The sequence below is a fragment of the Streptomyces sp. NPDC054813 genome (genome assembly GCF_053611365.1).
The window spans coordinates 134,654-153,039 of sequence record NZ_JBSHAF010000027.1; the positions used below are offsets into that span (position 1 = coordinate 134,654).

15 protein-coding genes and 3 pseudogenes are annotated in these 18,386 nt (G+C 68.7%); 9 read left to right on the forward strand and 9 right to left on the reverse strand.

The features are described 5' to 3' along the window. Positions 1–107: 107 nt before the first annotated feature. Both ACWGJB_RS40240 and ACWGJB_RS40245 read right to left on the reverse strand, forming a co-directional pair. Positions 108–536, reverse strand: coding sequence for a hypothetical protein (locus ACWGJB_RS40240; RefSeq protein WP_453384977.1), 429 nt, complete (start codon positions 534–536; stop codon positions 108–110). Between the two features lie 367 nt (positions 537–903). Continuing rightward, positions 904–1,179, reverse strand: coding sequence for a hypothetical protein (locus tag ACWGJB_RS40245; protein WP_453384978.1), 276 nt, complete (start codon positions 1,177–1,179; stop codon positions 904–906). A 302-nt stretch (positions 1,180–1,481) separates the two neighbouring features. Between ACWGJB_RS40245 and ACWGJB_RS40250 the strand changes: the two genes are divergently transcribed. From ACWGJB_RS40250 to ACWGJB_RS40260, 3 genes are all read left to right on the forward strand, one after another. After that, entirely contained in the window at positions 1,482–2,276 is a 795-nt protein-coding gene (locus tag ACWGJB_RS40250) for a HEAT repeat domain-containing protein (protein WP_453384979.1), read from the forward strand. A 124-nt stretch (positions 2,277–2,400) separates the two neighbouring features. Next, the gene (locus ACWGJB_RS40255; RefSeq protein ID WP_453384980.1) at positions 2,401–2,943 is read left to right on the forward strand and encodes a GNAT family N-acetyltransferase; all 543 of its coding nucleotides are present in this window, start codon (positions 2,401–2,403) and stop codon (positions 2,941–2,943) included. 155 nt (positions 2,944–3,098) lie between these two features. Beyond that, positions 3,099–3,269, forward strand: a complete 171-nt coding sequence (locus tag ACWGJB_RS40260) for a hypothetical protein (RefSeq protein WP_453384981.1) — start codon at positions 3,099–3,101, stop codon at positions 3,267–3,269. 762 nt (positions 3,270–4,031) lie between these two features. On the opposite strand, the gene ACWGJB_RS40265 is transcribed toward ACWGJB_RS40260, so the two are convergent. The 3 genes and pseudogenes from ACWGJB_RS40265 to ACWGJB_RS40275 form a co-directional block, all read right to left on the reverse strand. Further along, positions 4,032–4,358 carry a hypothetical protein gene (locus tag ACWGJB_RS40265; protein WP_453384982.1) on the reverse strand — a complete coding sequence of 109 codons (327 nt, stop codon included), beginning with the start codon at positions 4,356–4,358 and terminating at the stop codon, positions 4,032–4,034. Between the two features lie 739 nt (positions 4,359–5,097). Next, a complete protein-coding gene (locus ACWGJB_RS40270) occupies positions 5,098–5,589 on the reverse strand; it encodes a VOC family protein (protein WP_453384998.1) in 492 nt (163 codons plus the stop codon). A 9-nt stretch (positions 5,590–5,598) separates the two neighbouring features. Continuing rightward, positions 5,599–6,156 (reverse strand): annotated as a pseudogene (locus ACWGJB_RS40275) (DoxX family protein); the annotation flags it as partial. Between the two features lie 595 nt (positions 6,157–6,751). Here ACWGJB_RS40275 and ACWGJB_RS40280 point away from each other — a divergent pair. Together ACWGJB_RS40280 and ACWGJB_RS40285 are read left to right on the forward strand one after the other, a co-directional pair. Next, positions 6,752–7,603: an alpha/beta fold hydrolase gene (locus tag ACWGJB_RS40280; protein ID WP_453384983.1), complete on the forward strand. Its 852-nt coding sequence runs from the start codon at positions 6,752–6,754 to the stop codon at positions 7,601–7,603. Positions 7,604–8,632: 1,029 nt separating this feature from the next. After that, a complete protein-coding gene (locus ACWGJB_RS40285) occupies positions 8,633–9,421 on the forward strand; it encodes an alpha/beta fold hydrolase (protein ID WP_453384984.1) in 789 nt (262 codons plus the stop codon). Positions 9,422–9,827: 406 nt separating this feature from the next. Here ACWGJB_RS40285 and ACWGJB_RS40290 read toward each other — a convergent pair whose 3' ends face one another. After that, positions 9,828–10,400: a TetR/AcrR family transcriptional regulator gene (locus tag ACWGJB_RS40290; protein WP_453384985.1), complete on the reverse strand. Its 573-nt coding sequence runs from the start codon at positions 10,398–10,400 to the stop codon at positions 9,828–9,830. A 129-nt stretch (positions 10,401–10,529) separates the two neighbouring features. On the opposite strand from ACWGJB_RS40290, the gene ACWGJB_RS40295 reads away from it, so the two are divergent. The 3 genes from ACWGJB_RS40295 to ACWGJB_RS40305 all read left to right on the forward strand — a co-directional run bounded on the left by ACWGJB_RS40295 (position 10,530) and on the right by ACWGJB_RS40305 (position 14,992). After that, positions 10,530–12,002, forward strand: coding sequence for an amidase (locus ACWGJB_RS40295; RefSeq protein WP_453384986.1), 1,473 nt, complete (start codon positions 10,530–10,532; stop codon positions 12,000–12,002). Positions 12,003–12,036: 34 nt separating this feature from the next. Next, positions 12,037–13,605 carry a long-chain-fatty-acid--CoA ligase gene (locus tag ACWGJB_RS40300; protein ID WP_453384987.1) on the forward strand — a complete coding sequence of 523 codons (1,569 nt, stop codon included), beginning with the start codon at positions 12,037–12,039 and terminating at the stop codon, positions 13,603–13,605. 142 nt (positions 13,606–13,747) lie between these two features. Continuing rightward, the gene (locus tag ACWGJB_RS40305) at positions 13,748–14,992 is read left to right on the forward strand and encodes an NADH:flavin oxidoreductase/NADH oxidase family protein (protein WP_453384988.1); all 1,245 of its coding nucleotides are present in this window, start codon (positions 13,748–13,750) and stop codon (positions 14,990–14,992) included. Between the two features lie 84 nt (positions 14,993–15,076). On the opposite strand, the gene ACWGJB_RS40310 is transcribed toward ACWGJB_RS40305, so the two are convergent. The 3 genes and pseudogenes from ACWGJB_RS40310 to ACWGJB_RS40320 all read right to left on the reverse strand — a co-directional run. After that, positions 15,077–15,742, reverse strand: a complete 666-nt coding sequence (locus tag ACWGJB_RS40310) for a winged helix-turn-helix transcriptional regulator (protein WP_453384989.1) — start codon at positions 15,740–15,742, stop codon at positions 15,077–15,079. A gap of 92 nt (positions 15,743–15,834) precedes the next feature. After that, on the reverse strand, positions 15,835–16,671 hold the full coding sequence (locus ACWGJB_RS40315) for an SDR family NAD(P)-dependent oxidoreductase (RefSeq protein WP_453384990.1): 837 nt from the start codon (positions 16,669–16,671) through the stop codon (positions 15,835–15,837). Between the two features lie 499 nt (positions 16,672–17,170). Further along, positions 17,171–17,668: pseudogene (locus tag ACWGJB_RS40320) on the reverse strand (winged helix-turn-helix transcriptional regulator); the annotation flags it as partial. 30 nt (positions 17,669–17,698) lie between these two features. Between ACWGJB_RS40320 and ACWGJB_RS40325 the strand changes: the two are divergent. Then, positions 17,699–18,198, forward strand: a pseudogene (locus ACWGJB_RS40325) (PaaI family thioesterase). The last annotated feature ends 188 nt before the right edge of the window (positions 18,199–18,386 follow it).

An 18,386-nucleotide genomic window follows, 5' to 3' on the forward strand; every position in this document is an offset into this window, starting at 1 on the left:
AGCTCGATTTCGGCTCGGCGAGCGGTCGGTTTGACGAGTCGCAACGGCGCAACCCAAAGCCACGTCGTTGCGGCCGGTCAAACCGACCGTGCCGGCCTGCGGCCGCATCAGCGCTGGTTCGCGTACCACGCGACCTGGTCCAGCTGCCAGCGCTCGGCGCTGACGCGGTACGTGGTCGCCTCGTTCCAGCGGTACCCGTCCCAGACGTACACGTGGCTACCGTTCCAGCGGTACCCGTCCCAGACGTACGCGTGGCTACCGTTCCAGCGCTCTTCCCCGTAGTGGCCCTGGCGGTCGTCGTTCGTGTACCAGCCGCGGGGTGCGCCCCAGCGGTCGTCCTGTGCCTCGTGGTGGGCGCTCTGGTATCGGTCCGCGCGGTCGCCGCTGGTGGCGAAGGCGGTGATCGCGGACTGCGTGTGCTCCCCGGGCGCCGAGGTCGTCGCCGCTGACGCCGTGCCGCTGACTCCGAGAAGGGCTCCGCCTGCCAGCGCCGTAGAAGCGACAGCGGTCGAGACGCGCTTGATCCACTTGTTCATGGTCATCTCCTTGTGATGTGCCGCGATTCCGTTCACCGGGCGGCCGTCCTGTCGGTGATCCGGGGAATCCGGATCGGCCGGTGCCGAACTGTGAGGATCATCCGGAGGGGGCCCTCATGTTCGACGTTGCTCAGCGTACTCGAGGGGGGCCTCATGTTTGCGGTGAGGCTCATCACAGCACGTCGGAGGGGTCGACTGGCACCAGCAGGGCGAGGGCGGCCGAGGCGGCGGGCGCCCGGTCTGACCCGCATGAACGGGCATCCGGGACCCGGGGCGCCGACGCCAAGCTCGCGCTGGGAGCCGCCGGGATCAGGTGCCGCCTGCGCCGCGACCAGCGCGCAGTTGGGTCTCGGTGGCGGCGGTGGACTCAACGAGTGCGGCGGCGCTGGCAGCAACTGCTGGTCACGGTGTCCTCGAAGGTGGTGGGCAGCCCGGCTGCGTGGATGGGCAGCGCCGTGGCGGCGGCCCTGGAGTACGCGTTGAGCCCGCCGGGACGCCGCGCGATGTGCCTGGCCAGGGTGCGACGGAACCGCTCGGTGCCGACGGCGCCGTGCGGGTCTTCAGGGACCACTTCGTGGGGGCGGCCGGATCGGACGGCCAGATCAGATGCCCAGGTGATGAAGTCCTCGATCCGCCGGTTCATCGTTGGCCGGTTCAGCGCTCCCTGGTAGGTCCGGTGCTTGGGGAAGTCATGGGCGGTGGCACCGAAGAGGTCACGTGGCCTCGGGAAGGAAAGCGGTCCGTGCGAGGGTTCCCGGCAGGGGGCCCAGCCGACGGGACGGGGGAGGGCGGGCGCTCCGTGGAGGGGGATGTGAACGTGCCTATGTCCGATGTCAATTGACGTCCTTACCGCGTGCGCCAGGTACCCGGCTGGTTCTTCCGTCTCCGCGATGCGGGCGGAAATCGGGCGGCGCCGGGTGTGTCGTACGGGTCAGACTGGCGCGCATGGAGGACGAGATCGCCCGTACGGTGGCCCAACTGGACGCGGAGTCAACCGAGGTGGCCGAGGAGGCGCAGCACACACTCATCGCCCTGGGGCCACAGGTGCTGGAGCCGCTGATCGCGGCGGCTCCGGCGCTCAATCCGTTCGGGCAGTTGTGCGCCGTGGAGGTGTTCACCGCGCTGGGCGACTCGCGCCCCGCCGACACCTTGATCGGCATGCTGGGCAGCGAGAGCGCGACCGTCCGGCAGTGGGCCGCCGAGGCCCTGGCCGACCTGGGCGTCCAGCGTGCCGTACCACGCCTGTGGCAGACGTACGACGCGTTCCTGCGGCGCGGGGAGGCGCTCGACGACAGTGAGGGCGAGGGGCTGCGCTGGGCGCTCACCGAACTGGGTGCCCGCGAGACCGTCCTCCCGCGGCGGTCCGCTGCGCTGTGCGACACGGGCGGCGCACCGAAGGGTCTCTGGCCGGTGGAACATCTGCCAGAGGTGATCCGGGACCTCGCCGACCACGGGCAGGCGGTGCTGTACTTCCAGGTCTGGGAGGTCACGTTCGACGGCGGACGTCGCGGCGTCCGCGGGCCGGGCATCGACTGGACCGTGGACCGTGACCGCCCCTGGTCCGGGTGTGTCGCCTCTTGCCGCGACTGGGCGCTGCTGGCGGCGGAGGCGGTGGACATGGCACCTGGTCGGGTGGTGACGATCTCCTGGATCGACGCGGCGGATCTCCGCGTCGACAGTTCGCGGGAGTCGCTGGCGGCTGGTCAGCCCGGAAATCGGCCCTGGAATTCGGCCACTTGACCGCACCGCTCGGGACTGAGCATTCCGATCCTGTGCATGGCGCGCTTGGGTCGGTGAAGTCGACGGGCAGGGTCCCCAAGGCACTTGGCCTGCGGAGAATCGAGAGCAACCCTGGAGCGGTCTCATGGAGATCACATGGCGTCGAATCGAGGAACAGGACTTTCCTCTGCTGCGAAAGTGGCTCCAGCAACCCCACGTGAAGCGTTGGTGGAATCACGAGACCACGGCGGAAGCGGTGGTACGCGATTTCGGCCCCGCGGTGCGCGGCGAGGAGCCTTCGGAGGATCTCCTCGCCCTGCTCTACGGTCGGCCGGTGGGTCTCGTGCAGCGGGCACGCCTGCGCGACTACCCCGAGTACTTGGCCGAGTTGGCGGCCCTCGTTCCCGTTCCTGACGGCGCTATGACCATCGACTACCTGATCGGTGATCCCCGCCAGACCGGGCAGGGCATTGGCACGGCCGTCATCCGTTCCGTCGTCTCGCGAACCTGGGCCGAACACCCGGCCGCCCCGTGTGTTCTCGTCCCGGTGGTGGCAGCCAATCGTCGTTCGTGGCGGGCGCTCGAACGAGCGGGGCTGAGCCGGGTCGGGGTGGGGAACCTGGAGCCGGACAACCCGGGCGATGACCGGACCCACTACCTCTATCGTGTCGACCGGCAGGACGGCTGACCGACCGTCTCACCGCCGGCACCGGTCGCCGCCTTGCCCGTTCACCCAGGTCCTTGGTTCCCTGACTGCCGGGGAGGCGAGTGTGTCTTTCAGGCTGACCGGCTCATGACGGTCTCACGGTCGATGCGGCACAGTTTCTCGGGGTTGCGTACGGCTTGGAGTCCAGTGACGAGGCTGTTGTCGATGTGTACGGTCAGGACGCTCTCGGTCTCTCCACCCGGACGGATGATCAGAGCGGGGTGTCCGTCGGCCTGCACCGGCTGCAGTTCGCGGGCGGCTTCCGGGTGCCTCCGTTGGTCGACGACTACCGACTGTCGATGCGCTGACCTGTGCTACTCGGCCGGGTCTTCCTCGGCGTGCCGTACCGCGCGCTTCACGGTCTGCTCCAACTGGTGCCGCGACATGGTCACGCCGTCGCGCCCCACGTAATCAGTCACCGCGGCCTGGAAGGCTGCGGCCGCCTTGCGTCACTTTTCGCGCTGCGCTTCGTATGTGTCGCCGTCGAGACCGGCGGGTTTCGCGCGGGAGGAACAGCATCACCGGCGGGTCTTCTGCGGGCCCCGGCTGTGCCAGGCCCCTGACCGTTCTCACTGCGGGGGAGGGGAATCCTCCGATCGTTTGGGGCGGGAGCTCATCGTCGAGCCGTACTGCACTGCGGACGGCGCCGAAGGCTCCCAGGCCCGGTGGCTGGGCGCCGCGGCCGCGGCGCCGTCCTTTCCGCCCGAGAACAGCGAACTGCACCACCTGCTGGTGGAAGCAGCTGTCAGCGTTCTGAGGGCGTGTGGCCGGAGACCCGGGTTGGGGAGGGGCGCCCGCCGGGGGGGGGGGGGTGTAGCCCTCTCGCAGCCCCCGCGAGCGAAGGCGGGCGGGGGACGTCCCCAACCCGGGTCTCCGGCCACCGTGGACCGGGTTGCCGCATCTACATCGAGGTCCTGGCGGACGTCGCCACAGACGGAGTCGAAGTCACGGTCGTACGGGACGACCAGCCAAGTTGCGCCTCCCGTATCGCGCGACCCTCGCTGCCGGCCGCAGGCGCCTGAGCTCTTAGTACAGCCCGCAGGGGTGCTTGTGGCGCAACGGCACCTGTCTCACAGTCCTTGTGTCTGCCGCCCTTCGAGTTCCCGCCTGGCGGCAAGCGCCTTCGCCCGCACCTTGGCCCGGTAGGGGTTCACGGCACCCAGGGCCGTCGCCACTGCCTCTGCCTCGTCCAGCAGTGCCAGCTGCTGCTCGGGCAGCTCCCGAACCAGCGGTGACGCGCTGGCCTCCACCAGCACGTACGCCAGCTTCGATCCGTACACCTCCGGCTCGACCTGGGTCAGCAGGCGGTAGATCCGCACCCCCTCGGTGCCGCGCACCACCCGCCGGTTGGCACTGAGCAACTGGACCCTCGCCCGCATGACCATGTCCTGATCCATCGATCCCCCTCCGTTCCCTCACCCCCACCTGCACCCGTCCCACGACGAGACAGCACGACGAACGCGTCGACACCCGAGAACGGATGCCGACACGGACGTCGGAGAGTGGATGACGACGAGTCTGCGGGCAGGCCACCACTCCGGACAAGCCTGAACGGACGTGCGCTCCGTCCTACCGCACACCACGCCCGAGCAGGCATGATGGACCTGACACTCACTCAAGCCCCCGGTCCACTCTGCCCTGTTCCTGGGTGCCGGCGCCGCCGCCTTCGGCCTCTTCGAGGTGTTCAGCGCCCTGCACCCGCTGTTGGGTGACCGCCCCGGCCGGGACGGTCACCGGCTGCTCACCGAGTGCGGCAACGTGGCGAGGTACTGAGAGGTCAGGAGGCTGGCCGGTAGGTGGCGGCCGGACCGATCGCGCCACGCCCGAACCGCTCCCGGATCCGGTCGGCCGTCGCCTCGGCAGTGAGCCGTGCCTGCCGCGCGGCGTCGAGGCTGAGCTACTCGGCGACCTGGCCGCCGTCGACCAGGTCCTCGGCGCGCAGCACGAGCCCGGTCAGCCGGCCGCGCTGGAAGCCTGCGGAGTCCATGAGCTGGTAGCTGAGCCGGCGCAGGTCGTGTCGGTGAGCTGGGAGACGAGGAAGGCGGCGATGTCGGCGCGGGGCATGGCGGAGCCGATGGTGTCGTGGCCGAGGAAGCCGGACCTGATGCGGGCCGGTGGCGGGTTTGCCGGTGAGGGTCAGGGGGTGAGAGGGCGGACGGTGGGGGCCCAGCCGTCGGCGACGAACTTGTGGCCCCAGGCTTCGGAGGTGGAGGGGTTGGTCTGCACGAAGCTGTCGTCCAGGAGTTCGCCGCCGGCGCCGAACTCGAGGTCGAAGCCGGTGGGGGTGCGCATGTAGAAGGAGATGAGGGTGTCGGACATGTGCCGCCCCAGGGTGACCGTGACGGGCAGCTCGCGCTCCTGCACCAGGTCCCAGGCGCGGCCGACGTCATCGAGGTGGGTGGACTCGATCGCCAGGTGCTGGACCCCCTTCTTGCCCGGTACGCCGACATAAGCCTGGCAGTGGGTGCGGGGGTTGCACCGGTAGAACTGCGGGCCGGAGACGCTGCCGTCCGGGAGGGTGGCGGTCCAGCCGCCGAACAGTTCCATGCCCAGCACGTCGGTGACGAACTCCTCCAGCTCGGGCGTGATTTCGGGCACGACGAACACCACGTGCCCGACCCCGTCCACTCCGCCGACGAAGGAGGCCAGCGGGGTCAGGACGGGGGCGTTGCCGGCGGCCGCGGGCAGGATCAGCCCGAGCGCGGCGGCGAACTCCACGACGCCGATGAAGCGGACGGTGGCGGGCGAGAAGGCGGCCACCCAGGGCAGCTTGCCGACGAGCTTGTCCTTGGGCTGGGTGGACTTCATGGCGCCGTCGGTGTAGGCCTTCTTGGTCCGGTCCGTGCCGCGCCCTATTTCGTCGAGTAGGGCGGCGGAGGGGCAGCCGTCGTCGGGGCTGTCGCGGTGTTGGGCGGACAGGTACCACCGCACGATCTGTTCGAGTCCGGCGCGACCGGGTGCCGCGTGCGCGACGATGTTCGCGTTCTGTGCCTGCAGTTGGTCGGCGACCGCGATGGCCACGAGGTCGTCCTTGGATGTGAAGTGGGTGTAGAAGGCGCCGTTGGTCAGGCCCGCGTCCTTCATGAGTGTCGAGATGCCCGAGCCGTCGATGCCGTCCCGCTTGAATCGGCGGCCGGCTGTCTCGATGATCCGCTGCCTTGTCGCCTGCCTGTGCTCACTCCTGTATCGCACCACGCGCTCCTTCGCTCGCCGGAAGGGCCGCTCGCCCCTCCGCCCGGCTCCCTCACCGTATGGTATTGCGAACGTAATTCAATGATTGCAGGGTGTCGGCGGTCGCTCGGCTGATGGCGGGGTGTCATCAGGCAGCCCCGCGCCCACCGCCTGTGGCGGGCCGCCCTGTTGCGGATCCCGGCTCATCCCGACGGCGCGCGGTGGACCTCCCGTTGCCGCAAGGGCCCACTTGCACCCCACGGTCTTCCGTGCATAGTATTACGACCATAATTTCATTGCCTCGCCCCGAGGGTGCCGCCCTCGAGCTCGGCAAAGGGGATTTCGTGGTGACCGGTATGAGTCGGGAGACGTCCGCGTCACTCATCGCGACGGCTGATCTTCCTCGAGTTCGAAGTAACCGGTGACGCTCAGGCCGACAACCTGGTCGAGCAGGTGATCGAGCGCTTCGGGCAGACCGACGGCCTGGTCGACAACGCCGGCTCAGCACGTCGGGTGCTGGCACGGACAACTCCGTCCCCCAGTCCCCGCACGTCTTTGGTGTGCTGCGCGAGCAGACCCGCGAGATCTCACGGACACCCGCCAACAAGAGAAGGACATCATGAGCACGTATCTGGCAGACAAGGCCGAGGGCCTCACCGTCGAAGGTCCCTCCGCGACGTTCACCTACCGCCGGATGGGTTCGCAGGGCGGCGTCCCGCTGGTCCTGCTGAACCGCTTCCGCGGCACCATCGACTGGTGGGACCCGGAGTTCCTGGACTACCTGGCCGCCGACCACGACGTGATCGTGTTCGACAACGTCGGCGTCGGTTACACCGACGGCGAGCCGCGCGACTCCCTCGAAGGATTCGCCGAGGGAGCCATCGAGTTCATCGACGCACTCGGCCTCGCGCAGGCCGACCTTCTCGGCTGGTCCCTGGGCGGCATCGTGGCCCAGCGTGTGGCCCTGCGACGTCCCGAGCTGGTCCGCAAGCTCATCGTGGCGGGCAGTGGCCCGGCCGGCTGGGTGCCCGGCGCTCCGGACTTCAGCGAGAAGGTCCTGGGCATCATGAACAAGCCCGATGCCGACCGGGATGACATCCTGTACCTGTTCTACCCCGAGACGGATGCGGCCCGCGCCGCTGGGCTCGACCACTTCGACCACATCTCGACCCGGCTCGCCGAGGGCGGCCCCGCGATCTCCGAGAAGGCGGCGCAGGGCATGCTCACCGCAGTGGGCGCTCTCCTGGCGGTCCCCTTCGACCAGGTGGTGGCGGAACTGGAGGCCATCAAGCAGCCCGTCCTCTACGCCAACGGCCTGCACGACGTGATGATCCCCGCCCACAACTCCTACGTCGCGGTCCAGCACCTCGACAACGCCACCCTCGTGCTCTACACCGGCGCCGGCCACGCCTTCCTCTTCCAGTACGCCAAGGCCTTCACCAAGCAGGTGGCCGACTTCCTCGCCGCCTGACCACGCCGGCCGTGCCACCGGCCCCGAACCATGCAGGTCGATGGCCGGTGGCTCGTCGCGCGGGCGTCGCCTCCCACCGTGTGAGGCGGCGCCCGCGCGCACGCCGAACGTCACCATCACGAAGCCCGGCCGGCAGTCAGTGCTTCCCGGTGACGCGACCTCGTGGAGATTGCCCATACTCAAACATGGCTGTCATGCGCGGCCCGCGTCCGCCGTGAGAGCCGAACCGTCGAAGCCGTCTTCCTGAACCGGCGGCCGGCCATGCCGGTGATCCACCGCATCGTCGCCGGCCTGTGCTCCTTCCCGTACCGCATCACACGCGCCCCCGATTCGCCTGCACGCCTCGACACTGCCCACCCCGGCCGCCAGAAGGCGCCAGTACTCGGCCTTGAGCTCCAGCCTGCGCTTGCGTCCCCGCCTCGCCATCAACACACCTCTAATGATCAAGGAATGTTGCGACAAGCGTTAGAACCCAAGGACCGATAGGGGGTCACGGTTCAAGGAACGGCGACACATGGACGCCGTCGGCGACCGCGTACGGCCGCGCCCTCGATAGCCCGCAGCACAGGCCAACCATGCCCGCTCGAACCGAAAGAGGCCGGAGTCGCCCGGATCTGCCCACTCACCGCACCTGGGTACGCATCGGGGAGTACGCCACAGTGCGCGCCCTCAGGACAGGGGCCGCCCGCACATCAACACGCGTGCCCATGCCACGGCATTTTCGTTCAGCGCGTCGGCTTGCGCACTAATAGAAGTACGGTCACAACTTTAATTGTTGACGTGATGCTGAGGGATTCGACCGCATACGGTTCTCGCTCCCACGGCCTTCGATCGTCGACCCGCAGACTGCAGCCGCCGTCGCGAGACCCGGGCAACTGCTCTGCGACGTCCCCTCCAGGGAAAAGGGGACGTCGCATGCTGCAGAAACCCGACGCCGAAGGGCGCGACCGTGAATGACGCACAAGGACTACGAGGCGACGTGGTGACGTCGTACAAGGACGCGCCGACCCGCACCGCACCGCCGGGGGAGTGACCTTCGTCTACCGCGAGCTCGGTCCCCAGTCCGGCGTCCCGGTGGTCCTTCTCACCCACCTCGCCGCGGTCCTCGACAAATGGGACCCCCGGGCCGTCGATGGCATCGCCGCCAGGCGCCGGGTCATCACGTTCGACAACAGGGGCGTCGGCGCTTCCACCGGCTCGACGCCGCGCACCATCGAGGCGATGGCGAAGGATGCCGTCACCTTCATCCGGGCGCTCGGGCTCGAGTACGTCGATCTCCACGGCTTCTCGATGGGCGGCATGATCGCCCAGGTGATCGCGCAGACCGAACCGGACCTCGTCCGCCAGCTGATTCTCACGGGGACCGGTCCTGCGGGCGGTGAGGGCATCAAGGACGTGACCCGGTTGTCCCATCTCGAGACGGTCCGAGGACTGATCACCCTTCAGGACCCGAAGCAGTTCCTCTTCTTCACCCGCACTGCGGGCGGGCGTCGGGCCGGCAAGAAGTTCCTGGCCCGTCTGAAGGAGCGCACACAGGACCGCGTCAAGGTGAGGTCCCTCAGCGCGTACGGTGCCCAGCTCAAGACCATTCACCGGTGGGGGCTGGAGCAGCCCCAGGATCTCTCCGTCATCCACCACCCCGTGCTCGTCGCAAACGGTGAGAGCGACAGGATGGTGCCGGCGAAGAACTCGGCCGACCTGGTGCGCCGGCTGCCGAACGGCGAGTTGGTGATCTACCCCGACGCAGGCCACGGCGGCATCTTCCAGTTCCACCGGCAGTTCGTGGAGTCGGCTCTCGAGTTCCTCGAGCGGCAGTAGGCGCGGAGTGCGGTCGTCGCTCGAACCGAGGACGTCGCCTCAGAGCCGTGACGCCCTTGGGCCTTGTGGTGCGGGCGGTTGTGCTCCTCCCTCCGAGTCGGCAGTTCGGCCTGGCGGCGCTCGCCACGGTGCGCGATGAGCAGGCCGGCGTCCGCGACGATTGGGGTTCCGCTGACGGCGTCCTTCGTGTCGAACTCCCACGCCCTGCACTCGTTGCCCTCGCCACACCTGTCTCTGGGCTGGTCGACGCAAGGCGCGGGTGCTGAAGCCCTCCGGGCGACTGTGTGGGTGGCCGTGAGCCGTCATGCCCGGGGTGCACGGGAACGTCGCCGAGTCCGGGCTCGACGTCCTCACCCCTGGCGCGGCGGAGGCGGACAGCCACCCAGCCGCGGATTGACTGCCGTCCTCAGTGCACGAACGTGAGGGCGTTCTCAATTCCCTGCTCAAGGACCTCGTCGGCGAACTTCCGGTCGGAGAGCGCGCGGGACAGTTGCAACGTTCCCACCATCATGGTGAAGAGTCCGATGGCCTTACCGCGAGCGGACCGCGGGTCCTCAGGTGCCAGGCGGGCGGCGATCTCTTCCACGATGGCCCTCGCGCCATCGGTGTAGGCCTGCTTGGTCCCGTCCCCGCAGCGGCCGATCTCGTCGAGCAGGGCGGCGGAGGGGCATCCGACGCCGGGGTGGTCCCGGTGCTCGGGCGACAGATAGTCGCGAAGGAGGTCCTCGAGGCCCGGGCGGCCGGGTCGCAGGGTGCCGTACTTCGCGACCTGTGTGCGCAGTTCGTCGGTCACGACATGGGCGACGAGGTCGTCCTTGGACTCGAAGTGGGCGTAGAAGGCTCCGTTGGTGAGCCCGGCATCCGACATCAGCGTGGAGATGCCCGAGCCGTCGATGCCGTCCTGCTTGAACCGGCGGCCGGCCTTCTCGATGATCCGTTGCCGCGTCACCTGCTTGTGCTCCTTGGCGTAGCGCGCCACGGGCTTCCTCCGTTCGCTCCACGGGGCCATTGCCCCGCACCCCATCATAATCTATGGTCTGACGCACGTAATATTATGAGTGACAGACAATTCGCAGCTGATCTGCCACTGCCAGAGATGAGGCACGCCGTGAGTGACGTTCCCTTCCAGTCCGCCGTGGATCAGTCACGCGCGCTGGCCGCGGGTGAGATCTCGAGCCGGGAGCTCGTCGAGCTCTACCTCGAGCGAATCGCCACCCACAACCCCGTGCTGAACGCGGTGGTGACACTCGATCCCGAGCGTGCCCGTCGCGAGGCCGCGGAAGCGGACGCCGCGCGGGCGGCGGGGCAGGACCTCGGTCCGCTGCACGGTGTGCCGATCACGGTCAAGGACAGCTTCGAGACAGCCGGGATGCGCACCGTCGGCGGGCGCGTGGACCTGAAGGACCACGTGCCTGACCAGGACGCCGAGGCGGTCAGGCGATTGCGTTCGGCCGGTGCCGTGATCATGGGGAAGAGCAACATGCCGCCGGGCAACCAGGACGTCCAGGCCGACAACGCGGTGTTCGGTCCCTCATCGAATCCCTGGGACACGACCCGCACCTCCGGCGGCTCCGCCGGAGGCGGTGCCGTCGCCACCGCCGCGGGCCTTGCGGCGTTCGACTTCGGCTCGGAGATCGGCGGGTCGACCAGGATCCCCGCCCACTTCAACGGCCTGTACGGGCACAAGTCGACCTGGCGGTCGATCCCCCTCAGCGGGCATGTCCCCTACGGCCCGGGTGTGGGCTGGTGGACGGACGCCGACATGGCTTGCGGCGGCGCGCAGGTCCGCGACGCACGCGACCTCGTTCCGATCCTGCGGGCAACGGCTGGGACGGCCGACCACGACGCCGGCTTCAGCTACACGCTCGCACCGCCGCGTTCGACCAAGCTATCGGACTACCGGGTCGCCGTCTGGGGCGAGGATCCCTCGTGTCCGGTCGACAGCGACGTCGCCGCAGCCGTGGACGACGCGGTCACTGCGCTGCGGGCGGCCGGCGCGAAAGTCACGATCCGGCCCGCGAGCCTCCCCGTCGACATCGCGACCAATCACCGGAAGACTTTCCTGCCCCTGCTCTTCGGCGCGCTGTCCTACGACCGCTCGGGCCTCACCCCTGCCCCCAATGCCGCGCTGCTGGCTCGGCTCCTCCAGCACCCGCGCGGCGACGCCGGTCCCGCCCTGCTCGGAACCTTCCAGTCCCACTACCACTGGCTGAAGGCCCACACGGTGCGCAATGAGATCCGGCAGCGATGGTTCGAGTTCTTCAAAGACTTCGACATCGTGCTCATGCCGGTCACCCCGACGGCCGCCCCCGCCCACCACAACAAACTGATCGACCGGTTCGGGCGGCCCTACGAAGTCGACGGTGTGCGACGTCCTTACTGGGACCAGATCAAGTGGAACGCCGTTGCCAACGTCTCCGGCGGTCCGGCGACGACCATCCCGGTGCGCAAGGGCAGGAGCGGACTGCCCATCGGGCTGCAGGCCATGGGCCCGAGCGGAGGTGATCTCACCACCATCGAGTTCGCCGCTCTGCTGGGTCGCGAAGTGGAGGGCTTCGTGCCGCCTCCGGCGTTCGCCTAGACCGACCGCACACACCCCGAGAACCAGGAGAGCAATGATGCTCAGCCCGAGCCGCAACGTGTCACGACTGCTGACGGATTCCGCGTCCCGACACCCGGGGCGCACCGCGATCATCTTCGGTGACGACCGGATCACGTACGACGCCCTCGACTCCGCTGCCAACCGTGTCGCGAACCTGCTCGTCTCGCGCGGGATCCAGCCGGGTGACAAGGTCGCCGTGTCCTGCCCCAACCTGCCTCACTTCTCCAGCATCTACTTCGGCATCCTCAAGGCGGGTGCCGCGGTCGTACCGCTGAACGTGCTGCTGAAGGCCCGCGAGGTCGCCTACCACCTCACCGACTCCGACGCGAAGGCGTACTTCGCCTTCGAGGGCACGCCGGAGCTGCCGATCGGGCAGGCCGCGTGGGAGGGGTTCCAGGCGAGCGCGGCCTGCGCCGAGTTCTTCCTGATCGAGGGCGGTGGCGCGCCATGGTCCGGGGGCGAGACGCCGGAGTCGTACGCCTCGGTCGTAGCCGAGCAGCCCGTGACGTTCCGGACGGTCGAACGCGACGACGACGACACCGCGGTGATCCTTTACACGTCCGGCACGACCGGTCACCCCAAGGGCGCGGAGCTGCGGCACCGCAACGTGTACGAGAACGCGCTCATCGGCATCGACCTGTTCGCGGCCGATCCAGAGCGCCCCGACACCTACCTGTGTGTGCTGCCGCTGTTCCATGCCTTCGGCCAGACCGTCATCCAGAACGGCGCCTTCGCCTTCGGCGGCACGATCGTGATGCAGCCGAGGTTCGAGGCCCAGGCCGCCCTGCGTCTCATGCTCACCCACGACGTGACGTTCTTCGCCGGGGTCCCGACGATGTACTGGGGTCTTCTCGCGGCACTCGACGACACGGTCGACGTCGCCCGCCTGGCCGCGAACCTTCGCGTGGCGGTGGCCGGTGGTTCAGCCCTGCCCGCCGAGATCCACAAGCAGTTCGCGGACCGCTTCGGAGTCACGATCCTCGAGGGATACGGGCTGTCCGAGACCTCCCCGATCGCGTCCTTCTCCCGGTTCGGTGAGGAGCCCCGCGTCGGGTCGATCGGGGTGCCCATCCCGGGCGTGGACATGAAGCTCATCCGCGACGACTGGTCCGAGGTCGAGGGCGGCCCCGACGCGATCGGGGAGATCGCGATCAAGGGACACAACGTCATGAAGGGCTACTACAAACGGCCCGAGGCCACGGCCGAGGCGATCAGGGAGGGCTGGTTCCGCTCCGGCGACCTCGCCCGCAAGGACGAGGACGGCTTCTACTACATCGTCGACCGGTCCAAGGACATGATCATCCGCGGCGGTTTCAACGTCTACCCGCGCGAGCTCGAGGAGGTGCTCATGGAGCACCCCGCCGTCTCGCTGGTCGCCGTGATCGGCGTACCGCACGAATCCCATGGCGAGGAGATCAAGGCCGTCGTGGTGAAGAAGGCCGGGAGCGGCACGACCGAGGAGGAACTCGCCGCCTGGGCTAAGGAGCGGCTCGCCGCGTACAAGTACCCGCGCATCGTCCAGTTCGTCGACGAACTGCCCCTGACCTCCACCGGCAAGATCCTCAAGCGCCAACTCGCCTGACCGGCCCGGCCGAAGAACGTCGGCGCTCATCGGCGGTCGCGCGACTCGGCCGAGGCCGCGGCTCGAGCCGACCGGCGCCTGTCTGGTCAAGGGCACCTGCACACCCCTCTGCCCACGCACTCACCCCGACCGAAGGACCCCCATGACGTCCCTTCACGACCACCTGACCCTGCCCGACGGCCAGGTGCTGCCGAACCGGATCATGAAGTCCGCGTTGAGCGAGGCACTCGCCGACAAACGCAACGCCCCGGACCATCGCCTCGAACAGCTCTACCGCACCTGGAGCAGGGGCGGGTACGGACTGATCATCACCGGCAACGTCATGGTCGACCGCACCCAACTCGGCGAGCCGGGCAACGTCGTCATCGAGGACGACCGCGACCTCGCCGCGCTCACGCGATGGGCCGCGGCGACCAAGGACGCCGGTATCCCGACCTGGGTGCAGCTCAACCATCCGGGCCGCCAGTCCAACATGCTCGCACTCGGGCACACGCCGGTCGCGCCCAGCCCGGTCCCGCTCAATCTGCCCGGCGCCGCCAAACCCCGCGAGCTGACGTCCGCGCAGATCGAGGACATCATCGAGCGGTTCGCGACCGCGGCCGCGGTGTGCGAGACCGCCGGCTTCGCCGGGGTGCAGGTACACGGAGCTCACGGCTACCTGGTCAACCAGTTCCTCTCCCCGCTGTCGAACCGACGCGACGACGAGTGGGGCGGCGACCCCGAGCGGCGGATGCGCTTCGTCCTCGAGGTCGTGCGCCGCATACGGTCACGGGTGTCACCGGGCTTCGCCGTCGCCGTCAAGCTCAACTCGGCCGACTTCCAGCGCGGTGGCTTCACCGAGGAGGAGTCCCGCTCAGTCGTCGCGGCCCTGGCGCGGGAAGGACTCGACATGATCGAGGTCAGCGGCGGCAACTACGAGTCGCCGGCGATGGGGGGTTCCGCAGCGGCGTCGACGCGCGCCCGCGAGGCCTACTTCCTGGAGTACGCCCGCACGGTGCGCGGCCTGGTGGGCGACATCCCGATCGCGGTCACGGGTGGCTTCCGCTCCCGCGACGGAATGGCGGACGCCGTCGCCGCCGGAGAGTGCGACGTCGTCGGCATCGGGCGGCCCACCGCCACGACGCCCGATGCCGCCGATGTGATCCTCACGGGGCGCGCCGAGGCAGTCGTCGCACACCAGATGCGCTACGGGATGCGCCGCGTGCTCGGCAAGGTCGCCGACATCAAGGCACTCGACGGCGTGCTCGACCTCAGCTGGCACGCCGACCAGCTGCACCGACTGGGCGCCGGACTCGAACCCGACCTGCGCCGCGGGCGTCTGGCCACCACTGTCTCGATGGTGCGGCGAAACGGCAGGACGTCCTTCCGTCGCAAGCGCGGGGCCTGAGGCCCCGCTGAGGCCCCGCTGGTGCTGCCCGCGACGGACCTTACGATCGCCGCGGGCAGCACCAGCCTGCTCTCCGATGCCTGATCAGGCCGACCGGTGAGTGGTGAGCCGTCGGGCCGCCTCGGCGAAGGCCGCGAAGAGGTGATCGACCGCCTCGGCGTCGCCGTCCACCGCGAGGTGGCCGGACTCGGTGGCGGCGGACGGCTTCTCGTTCCCGAGCGACAGCGCGATGAACGTTCCCGCGTCGCAGGCCACAGTGGTGGGCGACGCTGCGGGTGACGGTGCGGACCGGACCTGGAGCGCACCGTCGCCGACGGTCATGGAGAACCGTTCGCCGGCATCGACGTCGCACTCAAGAGCAAGGCCGGCCAGCCGGCCGGGGGCGATCGCCACGGTCATGCACAGCGCCACCATGTCCGTCCGAGCAGCCGACGGATCGACACCGTTGCTCATCAGACCCAGGCCCCACAGCCCGAGTCCGATGACCGGGACCCTCAGCTCTTCACCGAATTCGGTCAGGGTGTACTCCGGCGCCGGCTCGGCCTTGGAGACGACGCCGATCGCGTGCAGAGTGCGAAGCCGGTCGGTGAGGCGATTCGGTCCGATCGACGGCATGCGGCCGAGGATCTCGGTGAACCGCTTCGGGCCCAGCAACAGCTCGCGGAGGATGAGTACGGTCCAGCGCTCGCCCAGCACGTCCATCGCCGTGGCGAGTGGGCAGGCCTGCCCGTATCTGCGTACCGCTCCCATGCGTTCCACTCTACTGACATGCTCCGACGGGCCAACGCGAAGGCCAGGGCGTTCCATCCGACCTGGCCCTCGTACGACAGCGGCTACCGGACTCAACGTCCTTCGAGCTTGCCGAGCAGCGCGCGTACTTTGAGATCACGTGCCAGACGCGCGTCGATTGCCGGGTTGATCACCCCTCGCAAGACGGACAGCGGCGTCCAGCGAGCCGGCCGGATCACGCGGGGTGAGCGGTGCTCGATGGCATGCACGATGGCATGGGCAGCCTGGTCCGGCTCAAGGCGCTTGCGCAGCGGTCGCGGCGTTGTCCTGGACAGGAGCTTGCCGATCGTCGGGTCCTCGTCGACGCCGTTTCTGATCATGTCCGTCTGGATCAGCGAGAAGTAGGCCGTGGTGGCAGAAGCACCGTGCTGGGCAAGTTCCACTCGGAGTCCGCGTCCGAGCTGCTCAACCGCGGCCTTGCTCATTGCGTAGGGAATCGCCCCCATGCCATTGAGGAAAGCGAATACCGAGCTGATCAGTACGACCTGACCCTGGTTGGCGACGATCTGCTTCATCGCCGCGTTCACGGTGTTGATGGCACCGTTGACGTTCACGGCCAGCACCTTGTCGATCGCGGGTGCGGGCATGGCGCGAAGTGTGGAGCCAGGCCCCATGATGCCGGCGTTCGCGATCACGACGTCGACCCGCCCGAACCGCTCACATATGTGGGCTACTGCATCGTCGAGTGCGTCGCGGTCGCAGACGTCTGCAGTGAAGCCGGCGACGCCGGACGGCGAGATACGTGCTGCGAGTTCTGGCGTGTCCGGATGCAGATCCACGATGCCGACCCGTGCGCCGTGGGAGAGGAGAGCCCGAGCCGTCGCTCTGCCGAGCCCGCCGGTGCCGCCGGTGATGAGTACGACCTTGCCGGCGAGTTCGTATGCAGTCATGTGGATGCCTCGTCTTCAGTCATGGGGTGTCGTCCGCGTCCACGTCAGTGCGGCGAGTCCGAATTCGGGGGGGGCGAGGGGCGGGACTTCACGATCGCCGTCGGCGCGCCGCTCCCGTTGTGAGCACACGTTTACCGCCCAGCGACGCCTTCGCCACGAAGCGGACGCTAGCAAGGACTATATGAAATGTATAGTCATCGCGCGGGATCGTTTCATGTCCGAACCGGCCAGGGGCACATGTGAGTTGCTGCGCCGTGAACTCCTGGCCGAGCGCGGGGCCCCACTGTGGAGTGCATTGGCTGATCGCCGAAACGGAGGCCGCGCTGGGCGGTGCGTTCATCGAGGCGGTGGCGGAGGTGGACATCGGGCTCGAGCGGTTCATGCGGATCGACGATTGCGACACGTCATCGTCGGGGGCGAGCACCTGTCGTTCCTGGCGACCGAAGAGCTGATGGTCCACCGCTGTCTGGCTCGCGACCGCGCGGTCGATGGCTCCCGGCCGGGGGCGTGCGCCTGTTCCCAGCCGGGCGGTGACTTCACGGGGAGTGAGGGGGGAGTGCTCCGTGGAGCATTCGACGATGACGCGGACGGGGGCGTCGCAGTCGGTGTGGCGGACATCCAGTAGAGGACCCTCGGGGCCGAGGGTGTATGCCTCGCCCCACTGGCTCAGCGCCATGAGGGCGGGCCATAGGTCCCAGCCCTTGCGGGTCAGGCGGTATTCGTTGCGGGAGCGGCTGCCGGGCTCCTGGTAGGGGACGGTCTTGAGGATGCCGGCCGAGGTCAGCTTGCGGAGGCGGTCACTGAGGAGGGCCTCCGACAGGCCGATGTGGCGGTGGAAGTCGTCGAAGCGGCGGACTCCGTTGACGGCGTCGCGCAGGATCAGCAGCGTCCATTTCTCCCCGATCACGTCGAGCGTGCGCTGGACGGGGCAGTTCTCCGTGCTCGCCTCAAGCCACTCCCTCCAGCCATCGTGAGGTGCACCAGAAGCTAGCTTCACTCAGAAAAGTCAGATGGAAGGCGCCCGGTCGTGGGACGAACACGTACGTATCAATGGGAAGATCCCGCGATCCTGGCGGAGGCCGCCGGACGCATGGCCGGTATCGACTTCCTGCGCGAGGTGCAGGCGGGGCAGCTGCCGGGGCCGCCCATCAACTACGCCATCGACTTCGCCCTGGACGAGGTGGAGCCCGGCAGGGCGGTCTTCTCGCTGACACCGGGGGAGGAGCACTACAACCGATCGGCAGCGTGCACGGCGGCATCTTCGCCACCCTGCTCGACTCGGCAGCGGGCTGCGCCGTCCAGTCCACCCTCCCGCAGGGCATGGCGTACGCCTCGCTCGACATGACCGTGAAGTTCCTGCGACCGATCACCGTGGACACGGGCCCGGTGCGAGCCATCGGCACGATTGTCAGCAGCGGTCGTCGAACCGCCCTCGCCCAGGCGCAGTTGGTCGACGCGAAAGACCGTCTGCTCGCCCACGCCAACAGCAGCTGCATGCTCTTCCCGGTGCCTCCCTCTCAAGGGTGACCCTCAGCGGCGGCCGGTGCATCGGACCTTTTCCCCTGCGCACCGACGTCTCCTCCCTCCCAGCTGTTGACCTGTGGAGGGTGATGTGTGTGCGGTGATGCCGGATTCCCTCGACCTCGGCGCAGAACGCCGGGGTGCGAGGTGACACGGCTGCGGCGCACGTCGGTGGCGGCCCGTATCTCCTCGGG